This is a genomic window from Microvirga zambiensis WSM3693, from assembly GCF_016735695.1.
GTDB classification, from domain to species: Bacteria; Pseudomonadota; Alphaproteobacteria; order Rhizobiales; family Beijerinckiaceae; genus Microvirga; species Microvirga zambiensis.
In genome coordinates this window covers 93,418-119,634 of the sequence record NZ_JAERQD010000002.1, presented here as the reverse complement: position 1 = coordinate 119,634, position 26,217 = coordinate 93,418, and the positions used below count along the sequence as shown (strand labels likewise).

Here is a 26,217-nt window from a genome sequence, read left to right as displayed (position 1 = left end):
ACCTCTCACTGGATCACCAGCTCTGCCTGCAGCGCTCCCGCGGTCTTCACCGCCTGGAGGATGGCAATCACATCGGACGGCTTGAGACCCATCTGGTTGAGACCCTTCACGAGGGTCTGCAGATCGGCTCCCCTCACGATTGCGAGAGGCACGCGCTCCTCCGCAGCCGTGATCTGAGTGCGTGGAACGACAACGGTCTGGCCCATCGTGAACGGGTCCGGCTGCGAAACCTCCGGCGCCTCCGTCACGCGGATCGTCAAGGCGCCATGCGTGATCGCGACCGTGGAAATCTGGACGTTCCTTCCGATGACGACCGTGCCCGTGCGCTGATCGACCACAATCCTGGCGGGCGTATCGGGCCGGATCTCGAGATCGCCGAGCTCGGCGATGAAACGCGTCGCGGCGATGGTCTTCGGCTTCTGCAGAACGACGGTCCGGTAGTCGCGCGGGGACGCCACGCGGAGGCCGAAGCGCTGCTGAGTATACTGATTGATGGCGTCGGTGATCAGCGTGGCGGTCTTGTAATCGGGGTTCTTGAGCTCGAACGCCATGGGACCGGAAACGTTGAACCCACCCGGAACCTCGCGCTCGATGAGAGCCCCATTCGGGATCCGCCCCGCCGTCGCGACGCCGGACGTCAAGGTTTCGGCCTGCCCCTGTGCGGAGAATCCGGAGACGGCAAGCGCCCCCTGCGCGACTGCATAGACTTGGCCGTCGCCCCCCTGGAGCGCGGTGAGCATCAGGGTGCCGCCTTTGAGAGAGGTCGCATCGCCCATCGACGTGACCGTCACGTCGATGCGCGACCCTTGTCCGACGAAGGGAGGAAGATCAGCGGTCACGATCACCGCCGCGACGTTGCGCGTGCGCAGGTTGAGATCGCGAACGTTGACGCCCATGCGATCCAGCATCGATTGCAGGGACTGCTCGGTGAACTGCGAATTGCGGAGCGTGTCGCCCGTTCCCTGCAGGCCCATGACGAGCCCGTATCCGATCAGCTGGTTGTCGCGGACGCCCTGAACCGAGGCCACATCCTTGATGCGGGTCGCGGCCTGCGCCTGGACGGCGATCAGAGCGAAGAGAATGGAGGCGAGGATGCGGAGCATTACTGGACTCCGATCCGGATCCGGCCGTCGGACTGGACACGACCGGTGATGATCCGGCCGCTATCCACGTTCTTGACCTGGATCGTCTCGCCCAAGGTTCCCGATTGAAGCGGGATACCGATCCCCATGATGGACAAACCTCCCTCCTCGAAAACGATCTGGGCCTGGGTGCCGCGCGTCACGAGCTTCGGGTCGTCCACCGCATTCATAGGAATGGGCTCGCCGGGCAAAAGCGTACGGCGCGCCATCTTGCCTGCGAGAACCCGCGGCGACTCGACCACGGCGGTGCGATAGCGGTAGTTTTCCGGAAAGGTCCGGTCCTTCAGCATCGACTCGTTGATCGTGTCGCCGGGATAGATGGTGATCGCCGGAACCGGAAGGATGCGCTCTTCCGCCAGAGCGCCCTGGCCGGTTGCCAACACCAAAGCAAAAGCCGCGAGAGCGATTTGAGAAAGAGACTTCATGATGCGTTTGCTCGGACCCTGATCTTAGCGGATGCCCTTCGAGACCGTTCCGGCCATGTCGTCGGCGGCCTGAATGACCTTGGAGTTCATCTCGAACGCGCGCTGAGCCGAAATCAGGTTCGTGATCTCCTTGATCGGATCAACATTGGATGCCTCGAGATAGCCCTGATGGATCTTGCCGTAGCCGGGATCCGACGGAATGCCGACTGCCGGCGCGCCGGACGCGATGGTCTCGCGATAGTAGTTGCTGCCGATCGGCTCGAGGCCGGCATCGTTCGCGAAATTGGCGAGCGTCAGCTGCCCGAGATTTTGCTGCTGCGCCTGTCCATCGATCTTGGCGAAGACCTCACCCGATTCGTTGATCGTCACGTCGACGGTGTTCGGCGGGATGATGATCGGCGGATTGAGGGTGTAGCCGTCGAGGGTGACGAGCTGTCCGTTGCCGTTCTTGTTGAACGAGCCGGCGCGGGTATAGACGACCTCGCCGCTCGGGGCATCCACCTGAAACCAGCCGCGGCCGTTCAGGGCGAGATCGAACTGGTTCGACGTGTTCGTCAGGGATCCCTGGCGATGCAGGTTCCGGATCGCCGCGGTCCGCACGCCGAGGCCGAGCATGGCTCCTTCGGGAACCGGGCTCGACCCGGCCTGGTTCGGAACCGCCTGCGAACGCTCGGTCTGATAAAGCAGGTCGGTGAACTCTGCCCGCGCTCCCTTGAACGCGGTGGTGTTGACGTTCGAAATGTTGTTGGCAATCACTTCGACGTTCAGCTGCTGTGCATTCATGCCCGTTGCAGCAATCGCAAGCGCCCGCATCGTATCCTCCTTAGATCGCCATCCGCGCAATTTCCTGGTAGGCGGCAACCACCTTGTCGCGGATCGCGATCGCCGTCTGGAGAGTCTGCTCGGCCGACATGACGGCTTCCACCACCTGCTGGACCGAGGCCTTGCCCTGCACGCCGGAAATCGAGGCGGCCTCGCCGGCTTTCATCGTGTCGATGGCGTTTGTCGCAACCTGGGACATCACGTCGCCGAAGCTGACCGGAGAGACGCCTGATGCACCAGCGCCCGGCGAAATGCCGAAGGAGGAAACGCCCGCGACGCCCGCAGGACGTTCGATCATCGAGGAAATCGAGGAAACTGCACTGACCATATCAGCCTCTCATGAGATCGATTGTTGCAGAGATCATGGCTCTGGCCTGCTTCATCATCTGAAGGTTGGCCTGATACGAACGGTTGGCTTCGCGCATGTCGGCCATCTCGATCAGCATGTTGACGTTCGGCTTCTTGACCATGCCGTTCTCATCGGCGGCCGGATTCCCCGGATCGTATTCGACCGGAAAGGCGGCCTGATCCTCGCCGACATCCTTCACTGCGACCGATGCCGCTCCGAGCGCTCGATCGAGTTCGGAGCGAAAGGTGATCGTCTTGCGGGTATAGGGATCGGACCCGGGCGTGCGCCCCGTCGACTGCGCGTTCGCGATGTTCTCGGACACCACGCGGAGCCGCGCCGACTGGGCCTCGAGGCCCGAGCTCGATAATTTGCTGGATGCAACCAAGGGATCAATCATCACGAAGTCCTCACGCTCGACAGCAGCATCCGGTGAAATGACTTGACGATGCTTGTGTTCAAGGAATGCTGCCGGTTGACCTCACCAGCCTTGATGAGTTCCTGCTCCAGGCTGACCGAGTTCTTGGAATAGACGGTGTCCCAGCTCTCGGACTTCTTCACCTTCGCGGCTTCCGCCCGCGACGGCTCGAAGCCGATATGGCCACCATTCGTCGCCGCCATCGTCAGCTTGGTCTTATCCAGCACGTCGGCGAAAGGCTCGACGTCCCGGGCCCGGTATCCGGGCGTATTGGCATTGGCGACGTTTCCGGAGATCGTGGTCTGACGCGCGGCGAGCCACTGCGACTGTCGCGATGCCAGATCGAACAGGTAGACAGGTGACGTCACGGGGTTCTCCAGGCAGGTATGGTAAAGAGGCATTTAACTCTTCAACCTTGCCCGAGGCTGACCTCACCGACCGGAGCTCGCGCTACGGGCGCTACCGATGACCGGAAATTTCTACGCTACTTAATATCATTATAGAATGCTTGAACCTGCCATAGGTTCTCGCCGCTACGATGTCGCAACCGAATCAGTTGCTTTTCAGATGCTTGGCTTCGAGAAGTGCGATAGGCCGAAACATTGATTTTTTGTTACCGGGCAAGCCTATCGACTATGCTGCTTTCGTGATCTTAGGCTATTAAGTTCATTGTTGCATGCAACGCAGCCGTGGGTTGGGGGATAATGACTCATACTTCTGCGTTAGAAGACGGATTCGACGTGCGCGCCGACCGGAAGGCGATTTCGGGCGCGGACGCAGGACGCGTGCTCAATTCCATTCGCGACTTCGCACTGATTACGCTCGACGTGAAAGGAAATATCGTATCCTGGAACGCTGGTGCCGGGCACATCTATGGCTGGGAATCCGCAGAAGTTCTGGGCCGACACTTCTCCCTTCTGTATCCGGCTGATCAGCATGTGCAGGAAAAGCTGTTCCGTGATCTGAAGAGTGCAGAAAGTTTGGGCCATTCGGCGGACCAGGTTCGCTGCGCGAAGAAGAATGGCATCTCTTTCCTCTGCCGCATCACGATCGATGCCGTCGAAGACGATCTCGGCAATCTATGCAACTTCGTTCTGACCGCCCGCGACATCAGCCGCTTCATGGTTGCGGAAGCCGCCCTGAAGACACAGGAGCAGCGCTACCGGGCTCTTATCGAAGCGAGCGCCGCCATGGTCTGGCGTGCCTCCCCCAACGGTTCGCTCATCGAAGGATTCTCGGGCTGGGCAGGTTTTCCGAGCCAGCCCTCCGATGAACTCAGGGATTACGATTGGCTGGATGCCGTCCACCCCGATGACCGCGAGCGAGTGACCTCCGCGTGGCTGGAAACGCTCGCATCGGAAGAGGCCTCGACGACCGAATATCGCGCGCGCGGTCCCGATGGCTTCTATCGCTGGGTCCTGACGAGGGCTGTCCCCCTCCGCGCGCCCGATGGGGCAGTCCAGGAATGGGTCGGCACCGTCACGGATATCCATGAACAGAAATCCGCGGCCGAGCGCCTGCGCCAAAGCGAAGAGCAGTATCGCGCTCTGATCGAAGCCAGCGCTGCGATCGTCTGGCGCGCAGCCACGGACGGCTCGATCACCAAGGTCTGGGGATGGGAGGCGTTCAGCGGCCAGCCCAGGAGAGAATATACGGGTTTCGGATTCCTGACCGCTGTGCATCCCGACGACCGCGAGAAGCTCCTCGCGCAATGGCGGGCGATCCGGCTCTCGGAAGAACCCGGAATGCTGGAATATCGCATTCAGCGGGCGGACGGCCGATACCGGTGGGTTCTGGCGAGAGCCGTGCCTCTCCTGAATGAAGACGGGTCCGTGCAGGAATGGGTCGGCACGGTCACGGACATTCACGATCAAAGACGAGCCGAAATGAAGCTGCGCAGCAGCGACGAAAGGCTCCGGCTGGCGATCGAGACGACGGCGCTTGGGATCTGGGACCTGGATCTTCTGACCGGACGTCGCCAGTGGATGCCGGAGGCCCGGCAGATCCTCGGCCTCGATGCCGATATTTCCCTGACGCGCGAGATCGTGCTCGGCGGCATCCACCCCGACGACCGCGATCGCATGGAGCATATGTTCTATGACGACGGGGTCGGTGGCAGCCTGACCTATAGCGGCACCTTCCGCGTCATCCGCAGCGATACGGGCGAAGAGCGCTGGATTTCGGCTATCGGCCGCACGATGATCGACGACGAAGGACGTCCCGTTCGCAAGATCGGCACGGTTCAAGACGTCACCGAGCGCAAGGTCGCCGAAAACGCCCTGCGCTCCAGCGAAGAACGGCTGCGCACCCGGGAAGCTCATCTCCGGTCGATTCTGGAAACCGTGCCCGATGCGATGGTCGTGGCGGATGAAAGCGGCATCATCCGCTCCTTCAGCGCCACGGCGGTGCGCATGTTCGGCTACGACCCCGAGGAGGTTCTCGGAACCAGCGTCAAGTATCTCATGCCTCTCCCCTATCGCGAACAGCATGACGGTTATATCCGGCGATATCGGGAAACGGGAGAACGCCGCATCATCGGGAGCGGCCGCGTCGCCGTCGCCCAGCGCAAGGACGGCTCGACCTTTCCGATGGAAGTGCAGGTCGGCGAGATGGAGTCGGACGGCGAGCGCTTCTTCACGGCCTTCATCCGTGATCTCACGGAGCGCCAACGAACCGAGACGCGCATGCAGGAGCTGCAATCCGAGCTCGCCTACATGTCCCGGTTCACGGCCCTGGGCGAGATGGGCTCGACGCTGGCCCACGAGATCAATCAGCCGCTGACGGCGATCACGAGCTATCTCAAAGGCTGCAGCCTGATCCTGGCCGGCAACGAGGATGAGAAGGTCGCCCTCGTGCGCGGTGCCATCAACGAGGCTGCCGAGGAAGCCCTGCGGGCCGGCGAGGTCATCCGGCAGCTGCGCGAGTTCGTCGCCCGCGGCGGAAGCGAGCATCAGATCGAGGGGCTGCAAAGGCTGGTCGAAGAGGCCAGTGCCCTGGCTCTCGTCGGAGCCAAGGAGAAGGAGATCAAGGTCGAGTTCGACTTTCCCTCCGACAGCCCGCTGGTTTTCGTCAACCGGGTTCAGATTCAGCAGGTTCTCCTCAACCTGATCCGCAATGCCATCGAGGCCATGCAGGACGTTTCCCGGCGCGAATTGCGGATCATGGCAGGCGTCGACGGGCGCGAACCGCTGGTTCGGATCAGCGTTCAGGACACCGGTTCCGGGATCGCGCCGGAAGTCTTGAAGAACCTGTTCAAGCCGTTTACGACCACCAAGCGGAGCGGCATGGGCGTGGGCCTCTCGATCAGCCGAACGATCGTGGAATCCCATGGCGGCAAGATCTGGGCGAATTCGACACCCGGCGAAGGAACCACGTTTCATTTTACCTTAAGAACCGTCGACAAGGAGGATATGGCCAGTGTCGAACACGCCGATCGTATATGTGGTGGATGATGACGTCGGGGTACGCAAAGCCTTGTCGTTTCTGCTGGTATCGGCTGGCCTGAACGTTCGCCTGTACGAATCCGCCAAAGCATTCCTCGAAGAAGTCGGCGATCCGGGCCGGTGCTGCATCGTCACGGATGTTCGCATGCCCGGCATCGACGGGCTCGAATTCATCCGGCGTCTTCAGGCCCGCGGCATCAATGCCCCCGTCGTCGTCATGACGGGCCACGCCGACATTCCGCTCGCCGTCGAGGCCATGAAGGCGGGCGCGATCGACTTCCTCGAGAAGCCGTTCAGAGAGGACCGCTTCCTCGAAGTGGTCCGTTTCGCCCTGGTCTGCGACGAGAAGAGCGTGCGTAAAAGCCAGGAGCTTCTGAGAACGCAGGCGCGCCTGCAATCCCTGTCTCAGAGGGAGCGGCAGGTGCTCGACGGTCTCGTTGCCGGCAAGGCCAACAAGATGATCGCCCACGAGCTGAACATCAGCATCCGAACGGTGGAGATCCACCGCTCCAACGTGATGGCGAAAATGGAAGCCAAGAGCCTGTCCGAGCTGATCCGTATGGCTCTCTTCCTGGAAGTCGCAAGCGGGACCTGACGTCCAATCGCCAAGGGTCACCGACGCTCGCCTGTGGCGAGCTCAAAGCCATTCAGGCAAATCTCTCCAACAGAAACCTCGACAGACCCATGCTCGACGTCAGACGCATTGCTCCGGTTCCAGCCAACGAGGCGATCGATCCCTCGTCTGGCAAACCGGACGGGCACCATATCGTCTCCAATAACAATCGCTGGTCGAAGGCGGATTTCGAGTTCAGGGATCTGACGAGCGAGGCATGGTGCGAACTCAGGTTCCGGATCGCCTGGCATCCGGAGGAAAGCAACCGGATGGCCCCTGACTTCGCGGCCATCGGTGTGAACTTCCTCGCCGAGGATGGATCGGGCGTCGACTTCGCTTATGTTCCCGGTCTCGCAAGAAGCCAGATCGATCCGCATAGCTCGCTCGTCGCGGGACCCGACTATCACGGCCACGGCTCCGCACTCCCCTCATCCAACAGGATCGCATGCACTTTTCTCGTGCCGGCGCCGGCCAGGCACCTGTCCATCGCCATTCGCAGCTGGCGCAACTCCCACCCGTTTTCGATCAGCGAGATCGAACTCAGCCAGCATGCTCCACCGTCATCGACAGATGCCGAACCGCCGATTGGAACTGCGCCGCGCAACGAAGCTGGGGCAAGTTCGCGCAGCACCTGGCTCGCTTTGGGCGGCGAACCGACATGGCTGAGCTACGGCATCGTTTCCGGCCACCCGCTCGTCGTCCGCGGGCAACTCGTCCGCGACATCGCAGATCCGCAAGGAGCTCTGGTGCGCGTCGTTTTCCGCGATGCCCAAGGGCAGGCTCTGCCGCTTCCCTATCACGATATTTCCAATGCGCCGGGGATAGGGGCCTTCATCGAGGTTCCCGTTCATCGGCAGACGCGGCGGTTCACCCTCGAACTCTCTCCTCCCCCACATGCTGCAACGGTCGATCTCGGCTTTCAGCTCCGCGCGGGCGACACCGCGATCAGCTTGGCGACACCGCTTGAAATCTCCGTGGGCGACCGCCTTCTTCTCGAGGACATTCAGGAAGAAGCCACACCGGACGTCACCGGCTTCCTCGAGCAGGCGCTCGGACGCCTGCAGCCATCATCGGATGCCGCGCATACGCGTCTTAGATCAGACCAGACGGGCCATTTGTGGGACAGCGATGCGCTCACGACCTTGTCGACCTTTCACGACAAGCTTCATATCGTTCAGCACGGAGACAGGCCTCTTGCGACTGGGGGCAGGCTCGCGCTTCAGGGTCTTGAGCCCTGGGGGCTTCCCGATACGCTTACGTGGACAGAGGACCCCTTTCAATCACCGGGCTGGCGTCTCGCGTTCCAATCTCTCGCATGGCTGCTTCCCATGGCCGGCGAACCAGGACGGAATGCCCGCTCGCGTGCGATCGACTTCGCGATTTCCTGGTCGAACGCCAACCCATGGGGGCAGCCCGCGGATCCGCTGAGCGCCTATCCCTCGTCGGTGGCGGTTCGAACCGAAGTCTTCCTGCATCTCCTTGCTCTGAACGCCGCATCGACGAGCCCGGCCGCGCTCAAGCGGCAGCGTAACCTCTTTGCCGAGACCATCAGGCATGGCTTCACCCTGGCGGAGATCGTCAGCCAGAACGTCTTCTCGCATTCGCTGCTGCAGATCCGCACCGCGGGCGCCCTGCTCGCGTTGGCCTGCGCGCTCCCGCGCTTTCCCATGGCCTCTTATTGGAAATCGATTGCGCTTGCCCAACTTCGCAGCGGGTTCGATCAGCTTCTCGGGCCGGACGGAGCTTCGGTCGAGGCCTCCTGGCATTGCCGATTGGAGGCCATCTCGCTGGCTCTCATCCTAGCGCAGAACCTCGAAGACGAGGCGGACAGTGCCGGATTCCGCACGCATCTCTCGGCGCTCGCGAAGACGCATCTCCGGCAAACCGTCGCGATCACCGATCCTGTCGGCATGCTTCCCGCCTTCGGTGACATGCCTCACGGCCACCACTACGCGTCCTGGCTGCGGCGGCTGATCTCCACTTATGGCCGATCGCTGCTCGCCGACCGAAATCTCGCCGAGGAATTGGCCTATCCGACCGGCTCGCGATCGATCATTTCGGAAGAGGCCGGTATTGCCGCCTTCCGGCACTATGAGCGCAAGCCGAACTGGGCTTACCTCTGCACGTCGTTCAATACGCAGCGCCACGAAAACGGTCACTTCGACTGCACGTCGTTCGTTTATGCGGCCAATGGCATGCGCTGGGTCGCAGATTCGGGAGGCTCAGGCCTCCACGATGCTGGCCCCGCCAGGCAGTATCTGCTGTCGTCGCGGGCGCACAATGTGGCCATTCCCGATGGCCGCGAACAAACGGCCGGAACGGGATGGATCGAGACGGATCGCGCCGTCAACGGAGCCAGGCTGCTGAGCATCGGGACCAACGTACACGGCCCGGACTGTCGGCATGCCCGCACATTCCTCTGCCTGGACGATCTGAGCGCGGTCGCCGTTCTCGATCGTTTCCAGACATCCCGTAGCCAGCTCTCGTTTCGCGGGTTCCTGCATTTCGAGGAAAACGTTGCCGTCGCCTTGGCACAGGCACAGCTTGCCATCGGCTTTAGCGGCAAGAGCAGGCTGCGCATCATTCCCCACATCGTTGCGGGAAAGTTCGACGGGATGGCGGTGGAAAGCGGCCGCAGCGCCAGGCTCGGTGAGCTGCAGGGATTCGTCTCCCATCCCACAGGCGGGCTTCAGCCGGCCAATGTTCTGAACTACACGCTATCGGGTCCTGGCTCCGCCTGCGGCGGCGTCGTTCTCGCCGCCAACGAGCAGGGCCTGCGGAAGATTCAGGAGCTGCTCGCATCTCCGGGCGTACAAAGCCTGTTTTGCTGAATCGCCGCCGGTTCTCCTTCTCAATCCCTTAGGCGACGCGTCGCTGAGAGTGGAAAACCGGATCCGCTATTCGGCACGATGCTCTAGTCGAACAGGGCGTCGATGGCGTCCTGGGATGTGACGCCCTTGTCGCTCGCCAGCGCGGGGCCGTTCAACAGTGCCGCGTCGCCCTTGCGCCTTGCATCGTCGACGGTCTCGACATCCTTGAAGCTCTCGAGTCCGCCCCAGATCTCGATCATGTGGTGAACGCGCTCCTCGACGAACCGCATCGCGCCGACGACCTTGCCGATGCGCTGCCCGGTAATGTCCTGGAAATTGCAGGCCTCGAAGATGCTGATGACCTGATCGAGGATCTCGCGGGCGATCTCCTGGTCGCCGCCCGTGAGGCGGGACGACAGGTTGCTGGAGAGCTCGTCGATCCGCTCGGCCGATGCCAGGATCGAGTTGGTTGCCGTTTCCGTGCCGAGAACGATCGCGCCGAGCTCGTCCGTGACCCGATTGATCTCCTGCCCCTGGGCGCCGGCATAGCGCAGGGTTGCGATCTCGCGCTTCGTGCGCGCGATCGCCTCGTAGATCGAGTCGAGCTCTGCCTTGAGACGCAGGGCCTCCTGCATGTCCCTGCGGTGCTCTTCGAGCAGGGAGGTCGAGATCTCGCGGGCCGGAACGATCGATTCCTTGATCAATCCGAGCATGTTCATGACCTCGGAATGCCTCTCCAATACGCCTTCGTCATTGGAAACGACACCGAGGCTCGCCTCGATACGGTAGCTCTTATGGGGCTTCATGGCCGTTGCTCGCCTGACAGTCAAACGCCGAAGACGGAACTGATCTTCGTTCGCAGGGTTTCGGCGTTGAACGGCTTGACGATGTAGTTGTTGACGCCGGCCTTCTTGGCGGCAACGACGTTCTCGGTCTTCGCCTCGGCCGTGACCATGATAAATGGCAGCGAGCTCAGCTCCCCGTCGGCACGAACCTGCTGAAGCAGCTCGTAGCCGGTCATCGGCGCCATGTTCCAGTCCGAGATGACAAGGCCGTACTTTCTCGCCCGCAGCTTCTCGAGCGCTGCCTGGCCGTCTGACGCGTCGTCGACATCGTTGAAGCCGATCTGCTTGAGAAGGTTGCGCAGAATGCGGACCATCGTCTGATAATCGTCGACGACGAGAACGGGGGTGGACAAATCTAGACTCACGGAACTCATCCTAACTCAACATGGGAACTTTCAGCTCTAGCCGGCTTCAGGCGGCCTCACGCTCGGTCTCAAAAGCGAGCACGGCGTCGACATCGAGCACGATCAGCAGCTTGTCGCGGAGCTGGTGCACGCCCTGGGACAGACCGACCCAGCCGCGATCCATATGGACTGGATTGGGCTGCATCTCGTCCGGGTCGAGCTTGAGCACCTCACCGACATCATCCACGAGCAGGCCGTAAGCCTCTCCGTGGTTTTCGAGGCCGACGGCCATCCGGCGCTCCATACCTGTCGCATCGTCGAGACCGAGACGTCGGCGCAGGGATACGGCCGTAACGACGCGGCCGCGCAGGTTGAGCAGGCCTGCGATCTCTCCTGGCGCCAGCGGCACGGTCGTCATTTCGCTGACGACGAAGACGTCGTGAACGCGGCTGATCGGAAGGCCGAGGAGCTGGCCTGCCACCATGACGGTGACGAACTCCATTTGCCGGGAGGTCGCCTTCGTCCCTCCGGACGCGATCGAATCGATTGACTTCATGATCAAGCAGCCTCTTCAAACGATGCATTGAGCTCGGCCAGGGCGGAAAGCAGGCCGCGCCGGTCGATCTTCGATACGATCTCGGAAATCCTCAGCTTTCTGGCGAGAGCGATCTGCTGCGGGTCCGGCTTGACCGTCATTCCGATCACGGGCGTGTTGGCATGATGCGGGTCGGCACGCAGCGAGGCGACCAGCGCGAAGCCGGAATGGCCGGAGAGTTCGAGATCCGTCACGACGATGTCAGCATGGAGGCCGCCGGACAGGAGACGGACCGCCTCTTGCGCGGTCGAGGCGGTCTGAACGCGATAGCCGGACGCCTTGAGCACGGGCACGAGCATGTCGCGGAAGAAGGTCGAGCTGTCGACGAGAAGCAGCGACTTGTCCTGGCTGGCGCGCCGATCCTTACGCGCCCAGGTTTCGAGCACCATCGGCAGGTAATGCGCCACGTTGACGATCTCGGTGGTGCGCCCGCGCACCACCGCCGATCCGACGAGATCGGAGCGTTCGGCGAGAAGCTCGACGTCGAGCTTGTCCTCGACGATGTCGACAATCTCCGCAACCGCCAGACCCATGGAAACATCGCCATCGGAGAAGACCAGCAGCGACTGCATGCCCTGCCGCTTGATCGCCAGCTCCTCGTCGCAGGAGACCAGCGGCATCAGGCGTCCGCGATACTGAACGACCGGGCGTCCGCTCGACCATTCGATGGTCGAGGCCTCGATCTCCTCGAGACGTGTCACGAGCGACAGCGGCACCGCCTTCAGGCTCTCGCCGCCGCCGCGGAAAACGAGCAGGCTCGTCATGTCGTCGGCCGCGGCAACAGTTTGCTCCGTTCCGGCGTCGCTCTGGAACTCGTTGCTGTCCGCTTCCGATCCGACCATGCGCGCCAGACCGTTCGGATCGATGATCAGAACCACGGCACCATCGCCGAGGATGGTGTTGCCCGAGAAGAGCTGGATGTGACGCAGCTTGGAGGACATCGGCTTCACGACGATTTCTTCCGTATGGAAGACGCCGTCGACGAGAATGCCGAAGCGCTGATGCGCAACCTGGGTCACAACCACGAAGCCGTGATTGGCATCCTCGTTGCCGGACAGCCCCATGACCTTCGACAGAGGCACGATCGGCAGCAGACGGTCGCGCAGGCGCAGGATGGGCGTTCCGTTGATGCGCTCGATGGAGTGCTCCGACGACGGCGACACGCGGACGAGCTCGGAAACCGCGACCTGCGGAATGGCGAAGCGCTGATCCTTGGACGACACGATGAGCGCTGCGACGATGGCGAGCGTCAACGGGATCTTGATGGTGAACGTCGTGCCTCGGCCCTGCTCGGAGCGGATGTCGACGGTTCCGCCGATCAGCTCGATATTGGTCTTGACGACGTCCATGCCGACGCCGCGGCCGGAGACCGAGGTGACCTTGGCAGCGGTCGAGAAGCCGGGATGGAAGATGAACTTCGCGACCTGCGCATCGCTCATTCGCTCCACTTCCGAATCCGTCGCGATGCCCCGCTCAACGGCCTTCTTGCGGATGGCTGCAAAGTTCAAGCCCTTGCCGTCGTCGGCGATCTCGATGGTGATCGAGCCACCTTCGTGATAGGCGTTGAGGCGGATCGTTCCCTTTTCCGGCTTGCCGGCGGCCTTGCGGTCTGCAGGATTCTCGATGCCGTGGTCGGCCGAGTTGCGGACCATATGCGTGAGCGGGTCCTTGATGACCTCAAGCACCTGCCGGTCGAGCTCGGTATCGGCTCCCTGCATGACGAGCTCGATCTTCTTCGAAAGCTCGTTCGACAGGTCGCGAACCACCCGAGGAAGCTTCTGCCACGCATTGCCGATCGGCTGCATGCGGGTCTTCATGACGCCGTCCTGCAGTTCCGCCGTCACCTGCGACAGGCGCTGCAGCGGCACCTTGTAGCCGTGATCTTCAGAGCTTCTGCGGGCGATTTCGAGCAGCTGATTGCGGGTCAGCACGAGCTCGGACACCATCGTCATCAGATGTTCGAGCGTGTCCACGTTGACGCGGATGGTCTGGACCTTGCCGGCCATCCCTTCGCCGCTCTCGCCTGAATCGGAAGTCTCCGCATTCTTCTTCGCGGATTGTGCCGGGGCCGGCGGAGCCGCAGGGACCTTCGGGGCGCTGGCGACGGGCTTCTCGATGACGAGAGGTGCCGGCCCGGGTGCCTCGCGAAAGGCGCGCTCAAGCTCATCCAGCGACACTTCACCGGGCTTCAGCGGCCGTTCAAGAACCTGATAGGTCAGCGATCCCGATGTAGATGCCGTCTGCGGGCCAGGGGCCTCCTGGAACGCGCGCTCCAGATCGTCGAGGGAGACCTCGCCCGGCTTCAGCTCGCGCTCGAGCACCTGATAAACAGTCGATCCGGACGTCTGCGATTTTACGGGCTGCGCCGGTGCCACTGGCGGAGGCGCTTCCTGCGCCGCCATCTTTTCCAGCATCTCGATCAGGTCGGAATCGGATCCCTCCGGTTCTGCGCCTTGGCGCTCCAGCTCGCCCAGGATCTCCTTGATCCGGTCGAGGGTGGTGAGAATCAGCGACACGGCGGGGGTCGTCACCGGCATACCGTCGCGGAACTTACCCATCAGCGTCTCGGCGGCATGCGCGAGCGCTTCGAGACGCGGCAGGCCGAGGAAGCCGCAGGTTCCCTTGATCGTATGAACTAAGCGAAAAATATTGCTGAGAATTGCTTCGTTGTTCGGATCTTGCTCGAAGCGGACCATCTCCACGTCGACCGTCTCGAGATGTTCGTTGGTCTCGGTTAGAAACTCAAGAAGGAGGTCGTCCATTGCCGTGTCTCAACTCTTACTAAGCGAACGATGGGCACCAAATGCGGCGCCTCAAGATGAATGGATCACGCGGGCATAATGCCAATAATGAAGCGCTGAACCTCATGTTCATGCTTGAGGGATTGCTTGGAAATCCCCAAAAGGCGCCGGTGATGATCGAAGCGCCTTGTTCACCTGTCAGATGTCGACATTCGTTCCACCGAGAGCAACTCTCCCGACCAAGGCCGCTTCATCGACCCGATCTGCCGGAACACTTCTTCTAACCGTCAGCCTCCGCCTGACGCTGAGGAAATTTAAATCTCCGTTTCCTGCAATAAAGTTAACGACTTGGCGTTTCGTTGCAGAATTTGCACTGGCTCAAGGCGATACGAAGCGACGGCATGGTTGATGAATTGCTAATCGCAACCGCAACATGAACGAAGCGGATCTCTCGCGCAGACAAAGGTGTCGGGAGAGTTCCGCTCGTTCGATCGCCATGCTCAGCGTCCGGTTCAGGCCGCCTTGATGCCTGACAGGAAAGCATCCACTTCGCGGCTGAGATTCGCGGAATGGTGCGAAAGCTCGCGTGCCGCGCCCAGAACCTGCGATGCGGCCGATCCGGTCTCGCCGGCGCCCTGGCGCACCAGCGCGATACTGCCGGTCACCAGTTCCGTGCCACGGGCAGCCTCCTGGATGTTGCGCGATATCTCGCCGGTCGCGGCGCCCTGCTCTTCCATGGCGGCAGCGATCATGGTCGAGATATGCGACATCTCGCCGATGGTCTTGGCGACGTTCTGGATCGCAGCTACCGATTCCTGCGTCGCCTGCTGGATCGCGGTGATCTGCGCCGCAATCTCGTCCGTCGCCTTGCCGGTCTGGCTCGCGAGATCCTTCACCTCCATGGCGACCACCGCGAAGCCCTTCCCGGCTTCGCCAGCGCGGGCGGCCTCGATGGTCGCGTTGAGGGCGAGCAGGTTCGTCTGGCTAGCGATGGTGTTGATCAGCTGAATGACGGTGCCGATCTTGTCGGCCACGGTCGCGAGCGTCTGCACGGTCTCGTCCGTCCGCTTCGCGTCCTCCACCGCCTGGCCGGCGATGCGGGAGGATTCCGCCACTTGGCTCGCAATTTCGCGAATCGAGATCGAGAGCTCTTCCGTCGCCGCGGCGACGGTCTGAACATTGGCGGTGGTCTGCTGTGCAGCGGAGGCGACATTGACCGACTGATCGTTGGTCTGGTCGGCAACCGAGGTCATGGACTGCGCCGTGGATTCCATGTCCGACGCCGCATTGGCGAGGGCATGAGTCATGGTGCTGACATTCACCTCGAACTTCCGGGTCATTTCGTCGAGCATCTGCGCGCGGCGGGTCTTCGCCTCCAGTTCGAGCATGGCCGTCTCATCGGCGCGCCGCTTGGCGATGATGGCGTCCTTGAAGGTTTGGACCGAACGGGCCATCGCGCCGATCTCATCGGAGCGGCTGACGGACGGAATGGCGATTTCGGTCTCGCCGGCGGCAAGCGCATCCATCGTGGTGGTAAGAGCCTGAACCGGCCTGACGAGGCCGCGGGCGAGGAACCAGGCGCAGGCGATCATCACGGCGAGGAGGCCCGCCACCCAGGCGCCGGCCTCAAACACGCGGTCCTTGAAGATGGCGTCGATATCGTCGGTATAGACGCCGGTGCCGATCACCCATTGCCAGGGCGCGAAGGCAAGCGAATAGGCGAGCTTGGGCGACGGCTCGGGCTGCCCGGGGCGCGGGAAGAGGAAATTGACGTAGCCACCGCCCTGCTTTGCCGCCTGCACGACCTCGAACATGTAGCGCACGCCATTGGCATCGCGCTGGTCCATCAGGTTCTGACCTTCCAGCTTCGGGTTCACGCCGTGGGCGAGGTTCACGCCCTCATAATCGTAGACATAGAAGTAGTCGTTGTTACCGAACCGGATCGCCCGCATCGCGGTCTTGGCGCGGGCCTGAGCTTCTTCCTTGGATACACGGCCCGCATCGGCCTCCGCGGCGATGCTCTTGACTACCGACAGCGCGGCCTCGACCTGGCCTGCAATGGCGACCTTGCGTTCGCGGACGATGGAGTCGCGGATGGCATAGAGCTCGACGACGATCGCTGCGACGCACAGCAGAATGGCTGTTGCGACAAGGACGGCAAGGCGACGGGAAATTGTGAAAGACATCGAATTAACCTGATGGATTGCGTTTCATACGAAAACGACTGCCCGGAAGTTCATCCCGGACAGTCGATCTTCATTGCTCAAAATTTCAAGATGCGGCGCCGACGTAGGAGTAGCCGATATAGCGCTTGGCATCGATCGGGTCGTATCCCAGACGCTGGCGCAGCTTTTTGCGCAGCTTGCTGATATGGCCCTCGACCACGCTGTCCTCGACGTCGTCGCTGTAGATGCCGTAGACCGCATCGAAGATCTGCTTTTTGGTGAGCCGGTGCCCCCGCTTGCGGACGAGATATTCGAGGATGTGCCGCTCGCGGCGCGGAAGCGCCAGCGGAAGGCCGTCGATCTCCGGGTCGCGCCCATCGAAGAACACCTTGAGCTTGTCGCCCTCGTTCTGCGTCTTCTTGCCGGCATTGGCATTCACGCGCCTCCAGACCGCCTCGGAGCGGGCCAGGATTTCCCGGACATGAACCGGCTTACGGACCACGTCGTCGAATTTCGCGGTGAAGAGCTCGAGGGTCTCCTCGAGGGAGCGAATGTCGCTCAGGGCGATGATCGGCGCCTTGGAGTAGCGCCGGATGCTTTCCGCCGACTGGACCCGCTCGTCGAAGGTGCCGAGAACGAAACCCTGAATGGCATCGAGGTCTGAATCGGAGGCTGTTTCCAGCCAGTCGCTGAATTCGTTTGCGTATAAGCCAAGGGAGGATATGCCTTCACGCTTGAAGCTCGCAACATATCCGGACGTTACCATCTGCCGGTCATCGACGACGATATACATTTTCTCTGCCCCGCCTTAGTAATTAAGTGCGTCTAATCTATTTTTATTTGCCGCTTGCAGTTTTTATACTCAACAGAGTCGCTCTCTGCGGCTGAGTTGGAAGGTATATTTTGCCGAGTCGGCGGACAATACGTAAAGAATGGGACCCGCCGAGAGCTTATGGTTAATCGGTCTTAATCAACCTTAATCGGCCGGTAAGATATTGCCGGCTGAGAGCATGGCGCCCACGCCAGACACGCCAAGGATCTGATAGGACACGTCTTTTCCGATGGTCCGAAAATCCTGCCGGTGGGCACGCTCCCGCACCATCCGCCCCGGCAACATTGTCACTACGTAGTTTCCGCAAGTATTGCGTACGTAGAAGCACCTGTTCGTGCTCAAGCAGCTTATGCCGGATCAGGCGCGTCGGGACGGACCGCAAGCGCGACTCAGACAAGATTCGGCCTCGTGGAATGCTCCGGCGGAATATGCTGTCGACACCAAAAGGGACCTGCCATTTATTCCGTTAACTCTAAGTGATCGTAGGTGGCCGCCGATTCTTGACCGCAATCTGGCCCACCAGTATTTCCTGAAGCTGACTATAGTTCATTCATTGCGGACAATAGGTCACCAGCACTATGGCAAGCCTTCCCTGCGAAGGTCGGCATGACGCGCTGCCATTTTACCGGTCTTGAGCCCGGATCATGAGTGCAACGGATCGAGCTCCGCTCGAGGCATGATGCCATTCCGTTGAGTCGGTTGAACTCCGGCAGCTTTTCAAGGAGCGCACAGTTTCCGAGCGGGCAGTTTTTCGTATGATCGAGCGTCCAAGGTCCAGCAATCTGCCTGAATGGAAAGAGGTCGACCGTCTTGCCGCGCTCCAGAAACTCGACATTCTGGATACCGAGCCGGAGGTCGAGTTCGACAGCATCGCGAGGATTGCGGCCCAGATATGCGATGCCTCGATCGCCTACATTTCCTTCATCGATGAGCATCGTCAGTGGCTCAAGGCGAAGATCGGATTGGATATCACCGAGGTTCCCCGGGAGGCATCGGTCTGCAGCCATGCCATGCTGGAACCGGGATTGTTCGTCGTCTCCGACCTGAATGCGGATCCGCGCTTCCTCGATCTTCCTAGAGTCTACGGCATTCCCCTGCCGTCCTTTTATGCAGGGGCTCCATTGAGAACCGCTGACGGTCTCCCTCTCGGCATGCTTTGCGTTCTCGATCGCGAAGCCCGCCCGGAAGGACTGAATCCGCAGCAGGAAGAAGCACTCGCCGCTCTGGCGCGCGCAGTCATGTGCCAGCTCGAGTTGAAGCTCGCGAACAGAGCGGTGGCGGAGAGCGAGGAGTTCTCGCGCCGGCTTCTGGCAAGCTCCGACGATTGCATCATGGTCTTAGACCTGCAAAGACGCCTCCGCTTCATGAGCCAGGGCGGCATGCGCGCCATGGAAGTCTCCGACTTCGGCGCGGTGGAGGGACGCAGCTGGTGCGATCTCTGGAGCAGCGCTGCCGGAGAGGATGCGCACAGGGCGATCGAGGCTGCCAGGACCGGGGTCACGGGTCGCTTCCAGGGGCCGTGCGCGGTAGCGGCGAGAGCGCCGAAATGGTGGGACGTTGTCGTCTCGCCCATCATGGGGAGAAGCAGCGCGCCGCAGGGCTTCCTATGCATTTCCCGCGACATCACGGAGTTTCGCCATACCGAGCAGAGCCTGCGCCGGAGCGAGCAGCGTCTGCGCACCCTCGTCGACGTGATGCCGCTCTCCTTCTCGTCGCCGCAGGTGGTCTGGTTCACCGATCCTGACGGAGAATTCACCTATTGCAACGACGTCTGGTACGAGTACACGGGGCTGCGCTCGGATGCCTCGCCGCGAGAGGGATGGACCTGCGTCGTCCAGCCTTCGCATCGCGAGACAATCGTAGGCCAGTGGAAGGATGCGCTTGCAAAGGGTGTGTCCTTCGAGATCGAGATGTCGCTCCGCCGCGCTTCGGACGGCATGTATCGATGGTTCATCGTTCGTGGGCAGCCCCTCAAGAACGAAGAGGGCCATGTCGAGCAATGGTTCGGCATCGCCATGGACATCCATGAGCGCAAGCAATCCGAACAGGCGTTGAGCGACAGCGAGGAGCGGCTGCAGCTGGCCTTGAAGGCCGCTCATATGATCGCCTGGGAGTTCAACCCGCAAACGGACGCCACCACGCGTTCGGAGAACTCGCTTGCTCTCTTGGGCATCCATCCCGGCCTGGACAGAACCTTCATGACGGGCATCCATCCGGAGGATCATCAGAAGGTCGAGGGATTTCTGAAGCGGATCCAGACCAGCGGTTCGGATTCCATCGAATGCCGCTATGTGATGCCGGGCGGTGAGGTGCGCTGGCTACGGGCCCGGGGCGAGCAGGCCGCGCCCGATCGCATCGTCGGCGTGACCTTCGATATCAGCGAGCACAAGGAGGCCGAAGAGGAGATCTGGCGCTCGGCCAATCACGACGCTCTCACCGGGCTGCCCAATCGCAATCTCTTCCAGCATCGTCTCGAAGCCGCTCTCGCCCAGGCCGCGCAGGCCGGCAGCAGCGTGAGCCTGCTTCTGATCGACCTCGACGATTTCAAGGACATCAACGACACGCTCGGTCACGATGCGGGCGATGCCCTGCTGCAGGAGACGGCCCGTCGCCTGTCCGCGATGGTCCGCAAGTGCGATACGGTGGCGCGCATCGGCGGCGACGAGTTCGCGGTGCTCGTCGTTGAGCCGCTCAAGCTCGAGAATGCCAACAGGCTGGGATCGCTGATCGGAGAAATGCTGCGCCAGCCGTTTACCTACCAGAAGCGCACGCTCGTCAGCAGGGTGAGCATCGGCATCGCCGCCTATCCCGATCACGACGGGACGCCGACCGAGCTGGTGAAGGATGCGGATATCGCGATGTATCAGGCGAAATCGCGGGGCCGCAACCGGGTCATCACCTATTCGCCCGAGATGAGAAAGGCGATCGAGCAGCGCGTGTCTCTCGGCAGAGGAATCCGGGAAGCAATCGCCAGCGACGAGATCGTTCCGTTCTATCAGCCGAAGGTGAATCTCGCGACGGGCGAGATCGTCGGCCTCGAGGCGCTTGCGCGCTGGCGGCATCCCAGCGAAGGCATCCTGACACCCGCCTTCTTCGGCGCCGTCTTCGAGGATCACGAGATTGCAGCGACCATGGGCAAGCTGCTGACCTCGAAGATCGCCGCCGATGTGCGCCAATGGCTCGATCAGGATCTCTCCTTCGGCCGGATCGCCTTGAATCTGTCTCCGGCGGAGTTCGCCCAATCGGGCATCGTCGACAACATGCTGCGGACGCTCGACTGGCTCAAGGTGCCGCCGAGCGTCTTCGAGGTGGAGGTCACGGAGACCGTACTCCTCGGGCGCAATTCCGACAGCGTGTCCTCTGCGCTCGCCCAATTCCGGCAGCAAGGGATCCAGATTGCCCTCGACGATTTCGGCACCGGCTACGCCTCGCTGACCCATCTGAAGCAGTTCCCCGTCGATCACATCAAGATCGACCGCAGCTTCGTGAGGGACCTCGAGCACGATTCCGACGACGAGGCGATCATCGCCGCCGTCATCAGCCTGGGCAGGAGCCTTCAGCTTGCGATCACGGCGGAGGGGGTGGAGACGCATGGGCAGGCGCGCCGCCTGCGGGAGCTGGGCTGCGATCATGCCCAGGGCTATCTCTATGCGAAGCCCATGGCGGCCGAGCAGGTGCCGGAGCTTCTCAGGCGCTGGAACTCCATGCTGGTGAAGCCTCGCTCGGAGAGGAATGCCAGGATGCTCGTCGGCCGGCCGTCAATCGGGTCTTCAACCTTCCGAACTGATCTTCCACTCTGAAAAGCGCGTCGCTCCGCGCTGAAAAGCCATCCGCCTTTCCGCTCGATGCGCTGGGCCATACGCTCAGAAAGTGATCTGGCTCAGGGCCAGATCAGCCTCTGGATGCTGCATATCCAAGCCATGCCAGAACAACCGCGACACCACAGGCAAGCCAACTCGCCCATGTTGGAATTGAAGTCTGCCCGACAGTAATCGGCAGCCCCGTGACGGCCCTAACCATTTGCAGGACAGCTACGAGAACAAAGATCAACGCTGCAAGAAGCGAATACTGATTGGCGGTCATTGGCGCCTCCCTGGCAGCACGAAACAGCGAACATGCCATCGACAGGTAACCTACAGGTTTTGCCTTACTTATAACTTAGATGCACACGCTGATCCCATGGATGCCGGAGACGATGGAGGAGCGTACCCTGACCGGCAGGCTTCACGGGGTTGTGGACACTGATGGTCTACCGGTCCATCTCCCCCTCGTATCAGTACGCGTTCGGTTGCTTTCTGATGAGTCCGCGCCTTAGAAAGCGATATCGGAGAAGGAGCCCAGCCGAATGAGCGTTCGCATTTCAAGCCCCCGCCTGAGTGCCGAAATATCCGAGACCGGAGCCGAACTCGTCCGGCTCCAGGACGAGCATGGGCGCGAATTGCTATGGGACGGCGATCCCGCTTTCTGGACCGGGCGCTCGCCTCTGCTCTTTCCCATCGTCGGCCGTGTCAGGAACGACCGGATCCGGGTGCGCGATACGGAATATGAGCTGCCGAAGCATGGCTTTGCACGCATTTCGACCTTCGATCTGGCGGAGGCCGACACCTCCCGCTGCCGCTTCCGCCTCTCCTCCGATGCGACCACGCTCGAGCGATATCCTTTCCCATTCCAGCTCGACATCGCCTACGCCATCGAAGGCAGCACGCTGACGATCACGGCCGTGGCGGGCAATACGGGCTCCGATCCGATGCCGGTCTCGTTCGGATTTCACCCGGCCTTTCGCTGGCCTTTGCCCTATGGGGCGCCCCGTGAAGCCCACGCGATCCGGTTCGAGCACGAAGAAGCGGCCCCCATTCGTCGCCCGGTGGACGGCCTGATCGCCCGGGAGGCCTTGCCCAGCCCGGTCCAGGGCCGTTCCCTGCTGCTGCGGGACGACCTTTTCGAAAAGGATGCCATCGTCTTCGACGATCTCAGGAGCCGGTCGGTCGAGTATGGCGCACCGGACAGCGGGAGCATTCGGGTCGACTTTCCTGGCATGCCGCATCTCGGAATCTGGACCAAGCCCGGCGCCGGCTATATCTGCATCGAACCGTGGCAGGGCCATGCGGACCCGGAAGGTTTCGAGGGCGAGCTCTCCACAAAGCCGGGAATCGTTCTCGTTCCGCCCGGTGAGAGCCGAAACTTCTCCATGACGATTACCGTCGACAGCAAAGGATTCTGAGGTCCGGGCGGGTCGCAGACGCTATTTCAGCGGCTCTTCCACGAGCGCGCGCAGGTGATGAACCACATCTTCGCTGCGATAGGGCTTCGGCAAGAAGCGCCCGTCGTCCGGGATCTGCTCGGGGCTGGGCTTATGATAGGCGGAGGACACCAGGAGCGAGATGTGCGGCCAGCGCCGGTGGACGCTTTCGGCGAGATCGAGACCGTTCATGGAGCCGGGCATGTCGATGTCGGTGAACAGGACCTGCACATCCTCGGAGCAGGATTCCAGAACGGCCAAGGCTACATCCGCGTTGGCGGCCTCGAGCACGTGAAACCCGGCATCCTGCAGATCGTCGGCGGCAGCCATCCGCACGAGCGGCTCATCCTCGACCAGCAGGACGACAGGACTGTTTTCTGAATACTCGTTCATGTGGCATGGAACGAAGCTAACCTATGTTAGTTCCTAATGCTCAGGTGGCTTTTTCGAGCAAGGAGCAAGACTGTGACGTCGCACAAATTCAAAGTCGGAGATCAGGTCCGGCTGGTCAGGCTTGCGAGCACCAATACGGTCGAGGCATTTCTGAACATGGTGTCGGCCACGGATCCCACAAAGCTCGACGAGACCTGGGAAATCACCCGGCTGCTGCCTGAGGACAGCAGCGGCTTCCAATATCACATCCGCGGAGCCCAGGCGGGGCCGGGCCGCCTTGTGCGGGAGGAGCAGTTGCAGGCTGCCTGAACCTGGGCGGCAACCAAAGAAGCGCCGGAGCCTATCGACGAGACAGGCCCCGGCTTAAAGCATCGGACCCAAAAGTGGACTTGCACTTTTGGGATGATTCCGATGCTTTCTTCTTGAATGAGAGCATCGGTCAAGACGGACCCGGAGGGCCGCGTCAGCGACCCAGCGGGCCACGCAAGTGAAAACCGGATCCACTTTTCCGTCCGATGCTCTAGGGCCACCTCAGCCGGCTTTGCGCAGCGGAGCAGCAGCGGTTTGGGGGGCCTGATCGGCGGGACGCTTCTTCCGGCGGCGGAAGGCGTGCAGCTCCTGGCGAACCGACTCCAGAACCGGATCGAAGTTCGAACCATGTTCCTTCGCAAGATCGACGAGCACGTCGATTGCCCGAAGCAGGCGCGCCTCGGTCACGGGCTCCCATTTGCGGCCTGACCATTCATCCATCTCAGATCCTCCTCATGGACTGCGACAGACACTGATCCAGAGAGTCTTGCATCCGGGTTAAAGCCGGTGCCCAAAACCCTCTCCCGACCTTCCCTCCCACCGGCACCTAAGTGCGTGGAACCGCTGCCTTATCGCTGCGGTTTACCGTTGCCGGCTCGTTCCGACCGGTGCGTTGACGAATGAGGTTGGTCCGACCATGGCGAATAATCCGGCTGTTGAACAATCTGGAACGGGGCGAGCCGCCCGGTCTTCGGCCGTCACGACCATGTGGGCCGTGGTGCTCGGATGGGCTCTCGTCAAGCTGGTCGCCGGAGGCGAGCGCCGGAGGATGCCGGTTGCCCACGGGCGTGCCTCGCAGAGTCCCGCCCCGGCCGCGGGCGGACAGCGCAGCGAGGACAGGGGCTTTGGGGAAAAGGAGCATGCTCCGCCGCATGCCGCCCATGAGAAGGGCCGCGGCCGCCAGGCCGACGCGCCGACGGAGATCCCCGCCCGCGGCTGGAAGGATATTCTCTGGCGCACCTACGAGGAATTCCAGAAAGACCGCGTGATGTCGGTTGCGGCCGGCGTGACCTATTATGCTCTGCTGGCCGTGTTCCCGGCGATTGCTGCCCTGGTGTCCATCTATGGGCTCTTCTCCGATCCCTCCTCGATCCAGGATCATCTTGCAGCCCTGTCCGGCGTGCTGCCGGGCGGCGGGGTCGACATCATCCGCGAGCAGGTGGTCCGCATCGCCTCGCAGGGCGGCGGCACGCTCGGCTTCGGCTTCATCTTCGGCTTGGGATTGTCCCTGTGGAGCGCCAATGCCGGCATGAAGGCTCTCTTCGACGCTCTCAACATCGTCTATGATGAGGAGGAGAAGAGAAGCTTCGTCGCGTTGAACCTGCTGTCTCTCACCTTCACCCTCGGCGCCATCGCCTTCATTCTGTCGGCGCTGGTCGCGATCGTGGTTCTTCCGATCGTGTTCAATTTCATCGGATTGGGTACACAGGCGGAATGGATCCTCGCCATTGCCCGCTGGCCGCTTCTTCTGATCGGCCTCGTCCTGGGGCTGTCGCTCATCTATCGCTTCGGCCCAAGCCGCGACAAGGCGGAATGGAAGTGGGTGACACCCGGCGGCATCGTCGCCGCAATTCTGTGGCTCGTCGTCTCAATGCTGTTCTCGTGGTACGTGGCCAATTTCGGGAGCTACAACGAAACCTATGGTTCGCTCGGCGCCGTGATCGGCTTCATGACCTGGATCTGGCTGTCGACGATCATCGTTCTGCTGGGCGCCGAGATCAATGCCGAGATGGAGCACCAGACCGCCAAGGACACCACCGAAGGCACCCATCAGCCGATGGGAACGCGCGGCGCGCAGATGGCGGACACGATCGGCGTCACCAAGAGCTGATGAAAACGTCGATGCGGGGTCAGGCCTCGGCCTGCGCGCTCTTTTCGGAGACATACTGCATGCGCGCGGCGCTGCCCGGCTCCACGCCTTTCTCGGCGCACCAGCGGGCGAAAGAATCGGGTTCGATCTGGATGCGGGAGATGTGAAGGCCGGCGGCGCGGCCGACGCTCTCGTTGTTTTCGGCCGCTGCCAGCCAGGCCTCATAGGTTGGGGCAAGATTGTGCCGGTCGCTCATCATGTCGCGGATGCGGGGATAATCCTCTCTGCGGTACCAGGGCAGGCCGATCCGGCGGGTCGGCGTGTCCGACATAGGATGAGTCTCCCTCGCTCCTGTCAGGCGATCGAGCCCTCTTGAGACGAGGGCTCGATGCCGGACCATTCATTCAGCTCAACAGGTATAGGGCAGCCGGCACGGCTGTCAGCAGGCCGGCGGTCGCAAACAGCATGAGGCGATGATCGGGATTGGCGATGCGATGCACCTTCCGCGCCGTCGATCCTGCCTCCATGCTCCACCCGTTCATGCAGGAGCACAGGAGCCGGTGAGAGGCGCCTTCCGACAGTTCGAAGAATTCCATGGCATCCCCGAGCGTATCGCCTTTCAGGCCGGCAGCGCGCAGGACGGGATCCTCGAAGGCGACGGTGATGGGGGATTCGTCGGACCGCAATTCCGGGCGCTTGTTCTTGGGAACGAACTCGATCTCGCCCAGGGACCTCAGGCGCCGTTTCGGCTGGCGCTCCAACAGTTCGGCCCAACGCTCGAGGCGTTCGTGCCGCGACAGGAAACCTTGCTTGAACTCATGCACCTCAGCGACGCTACGCAGCTTCTCTACAGGCTTGTGTTCCATAGGTATTCTCCTGCAAGGGAGCCGACCCTGAATCCAGGGCCGAGCCCAGGGGAGCCTAT

At 61.8% G+C, this 26,217-nt stretch carries 24 protein-coding genes; 7 read left to right on the top strand and 17 right to left on the bottom strand.

Going from position 1 to position 26,217, the window contains the following annotated elements:
* Positions 1-5: 5 nt before the first annotated feature.
* The 6 genes from flgI to flgB are packed head-to-tail and all read right to left on the bottom strand — an operon-like array spanning position 6 to position 3,521.
* Complete coding sequence (gene flgI, locus JKL46_RS02580; protein ID WP_201829848.1) at positions 6-1,103, bottom strand: flagellar basal body P-ring protein FlgI; 1,098 nt, start codon at positions 1,101-1,103, stop codon at positions 6-8.
* Positions 1,103-1,567 (bottom strand): flagellar basal body P-ring formation chaperone FlgA, encoded by a 465-nt coding sequence (gene flgA / locus JKL46_RS02575; protein ID WP_201829847.1) that lies wholly within the window; start codon positions 1,565-1,567, stop codon positions 1,103-1,105. Before flgA ends, flgI begins: the two co-directional genes overlap by 1 nt.
* Before the next feature lie 24 nt (positions 1,568-1,591).
* The gene (flgG, locus tag JKL46_RS02570) at positions 1,592-2,380 is read right to left on the bottom strand and encodes a flagellar basal-body rod protein FlgG (RefSeq protein ID WP_201829846.1); all 789 of its coding nucleotides are present in this window, start codon (positions 2,378-2,380) and stop codon (positions 1,592-1,594) included.
* 10 nt (positions 2,381-2,390) lie between these two features.
* A complete protein-coding gene (fliE, locus tag JKL46_RS02565; RefSeq protein ID WP_201829845.1) occupies positions 2,391-2,717 on the bottom strand; it encodes a flagellar hook-basal body complex protein FliE in 327 nt (108 codons plus the stop codon).
* A 1-nt stretch (position 2,718) separates the two neighbouring features.
* Entirely contained in the window at positions 2,719-3,135 is a 417-nt protein-coding gene (gene flgC, locus JKL46_RS02560; protein WP_201830028.1) for a flagellar basal body rod protein FlgC, read from the bottom strand.
* Positions 3,135-3,521: a flagellar basal body rod protein FlgB gene (gene flgB / locus JKL46_RS02555; protein ID WP_343074000.1), complete on the bottom strand. Its 387-nt coding sequence runs from the start codon at positions 3,519-3,521 to the stop codon at positions 3,135-3,137. Before flgB ends, flgC begins: the two co-directional genes overlap by 1 nt.
* 336 nt (positions 3,522-3,857) lie before the next feature.
* On the opposite strand from flgB, the gene JKL46_RS36535 reads away from it, so the two are divergent.
* The 3 genes from JKL46_RS36535 (at position 3,858) to JKL46_RS02540 (ending at position 10,040) form a co-directional block, all read left to right on the top strand.
* Complete coding sequence (locus JKL46_RS36535; RefSeq protein WP_201829843.1) at positions 3,858-6,605, top strand: PAS domain S-box protein; 2,748 nt, start codon at positions 3,858-3,860, stop codon at positions 6,603-6,605.
* A complete protein-coding gene (gene fixJ, locus JKL46_RS02545) occupies positions 6,571-7,191 on the top strand; it encodes a response regulator FixJ (RefSeq protein ID WP_201829842.1) in 621 nt (206 codons plus the stop codon). Before JKL46_RS36535 ends, fixJ begins: the two co-directional genes overlap by 35 nt.
* Before the next feature lie 89 nt (positions 7,192-7,280).
* Complete coding sequence (locus JKL46_RS02540; protein WP_201829841.1) at positions 7,281-10,040, top strand: heparinase II/III domain-containing protein; 2,760 nt, start codon at positions 7,281-7,283, stop codon at positions 10,038-10,040.
* Between the two features lie 83 nt (positions 10,041-10,123).
* On the opposite strand, the gene JKL46_RS02535 is transcribed toward JKL46_RS02540, so the two are convergent.
* From JKL46_RS02535 to JKL46_RS02510, 6 genes are all read right to left on the bottom strand, one after another.
* Positions 10,124-10,825: a protein phosphatase CheZ gene (locus JKL46_RS02535; protein ID WP_201829840.1), complete on the bottom strand. Its 702-nt coding sequence runs from the start codon at positions 10,823-10,825 to the stop codon at positions 10,124-10,126.
* A 20-nt stretch (positions 10,826-10,845) separates the two neighbouring features.
* Positions 10,846-11,229 (bottom strand): response regulator, encoded by a 384-nt coding sequence (locus JKL46_RS02530; RefSeq protein WP_201829839.1) that lies wholly within the window; start codon positions 11,227-11,229, stop codon positions 10,846-10,848.
* 46 nt (positions 11,230-11,275) lie between these two features.
* Positions 11,276-11,764 (bottom strand): chemotaxis protein CheW, encoded by a 489-nt coding sequence (locus JKL46_RS02525; protein ID WP_201829838.1) that lies wholly within the window; start codon positions 11,762-11,764, stop codon positions 11,276-11,278.
* A 2-nt stretch (positions 11,765-11,766) separates the two neighbouring features.
* On the bottom strand, positions 11,767-14,565 hold the full coding sequence (locus JKL46_RS02520) for a hybrid sensor histidine kinase/response regulator (protein WP_201829837.1): 2,799 nt from the start codon (positions 14,563-14,565) through the stop codon (positions 11,767-11,769).
* A gap of 491 nt (positions 14,566-15,056) precedes the next feature.
* A complete protein-coding gene (locus JKL46_RS02515; RefSeq protein WP_201829836.1) occupies positions 15,057-16,730 on the bottom strand; it encodes a methyl-accepting chemotaxis protein in 1,674 nt (557 codons plus the stop codon).
* An 85-nt stretch (positions 16,731-16,815) separates the two neighbouring features.
* Positions 16,816-17,502, bottom strand: a complete 687-nt coding sequence (locus JKL46_RS02510; RefSeq protein WP_201829835.1) for a response regulator transcription factor — start codon at positions 17,500-17,502, stop codon at positions 16,816-16,818.
* Between the two features lie 794 nt (positions 17,503-18,296).
* On the opposite strand from JKL46_RS02510, the gene JKL46_RS02505 reads away from it, so the two are divergent.
* Positions 18,297-21,341: a bifunctional diguanylate cyclase/phosphodiesterase gene (locus JKL46_RS02505; RefSeq protein WP_201829834.1), complete on the top strand. Its 3,045-nt coding sequence runs from the start codon at positions 18,297-18,299 to the stop codon at positions 21,339-21,341.
* Positions 21,342-21,432: 91 nt separating this feature from the next.
* On the opposite strand, the gene JKL46_RS02500 is transcribed toward JKL46_RS02505, so the two are convergent.
* Complete coding sequence (locus JKL46_RS02500) at positions 21,433-21,624, bottom strand: hypothetical protein (RefSeq protein WP_201829833.1); 192 nt, start codon at positions 21,622-21,624, stop codon at positions 21,433-21,435.
* 262 nt (positions 21,625-21,886) lie between these two features.
* Here JKL46_RS02500 and JKL46_RS02495 point away from each other — a divergent pair, with 262 nt between their 5' ends.
* A complete protein-coding gene (locus JKL46_RS02495; protein WP_201829832.1) occupies positions 21,887-22,762 on the top strand; it encodes an aldose 1-epimerase family protein in 876 nt (291 codons plus the stop codon).
* Between the two features lie 21 nt (positions 22,763-22,783).
* Here the strand turns inward: JKL46_RS02495 and JKL46_RS02490 are convergent, their stop codons facing one another.
* The gene (locus JKL46_RS02490; RefSeq protein ID WP_201829831.1) at positions 22,784-23,173 is read right to left on the bottom strand and encodes a response regulator; all 390 of its coding nucleotides are present in this window, start codon (positions 23,171-23,173) and stop codon (positions 22,784-22,786) included.
* A gap of 72 nt (positions 23,174-23,245) precedes the next feature.
* On the opposite strand from JKL46_RS02490, the gene JKL46_RS02485 reads away from it, so the two are divergent.
* A complete protein-coding gene (locus JKL46_RS02485; protein WP_201829830.1) occupies positions 23,246-23,482 on the top strand; it encodes a hypothetical protein in 237 nt (78 codons plus the stop codon).
* 222 nt (positions 23,483-23,704) lie between these two features.
* Here the strand turns inward: JKL46_RS02485 and JKL46_RS02480 are convergent, their stop codons facing one another.
* A complete protein-coding gene (locus JKL46_RS02480; RefSeq protein WP_201829829.1) occupies positions 23,705-23,923 on the bottom strand; it encodes a hypothetical protein in 219 nt (72 codons plus the stop codon).
* A 196-nt stretch (positions 23,924-24,119) separates the two neighbouring features.
* Between JKL46_RS02480 and JKL46_RS02475 the strand changes: the two genes are divergently transcribed.
* Entirely contained in the window at positions 24,120-25,313 is a 1,194-nt protein-coding gene (locus JKL46_RS02475) for a YihY/virulence factor BrkB family protein (protein ID WP_201829828.1), read from the top strand.
* Positions 25,314-25,332: 19 nt separating this feature from the next.
* Here JKL46_RS02475 and JKL46_RS02470 read toward each other — a convergent pair whose 3' ends face one another.
* Both JKL46_RS02470 and JKL46_RS02465 read right to left on the bottom strand, forming a co-directional pair.
* Positions 25,333-25,623 carry a hypothetical protein gene (locus JKL46_RS02470; protein ID WP_201829827.1) on the bottom strand — a complete coding sequence of 97 codons (291 nt, stop codon included), beginning with the start codon at positions 25,621-25,623 and terminating at the stop codon, positions 25,333-25,335.
* Positions 25,624-25,696: 73 nt separating this feature from the next.
* Positions 25,697-26,158, bottom strand: coding sequence for a hypothetical protein (locus JKL46_RS02465; protein WP_201829826.1), 462 nt, complete (start codon positions 26,156-26,158; stop codon positions 25,697-25,699).
* Between the last annotated feature and the right edge of the window lie 59 nt (positions 26,159-26,217).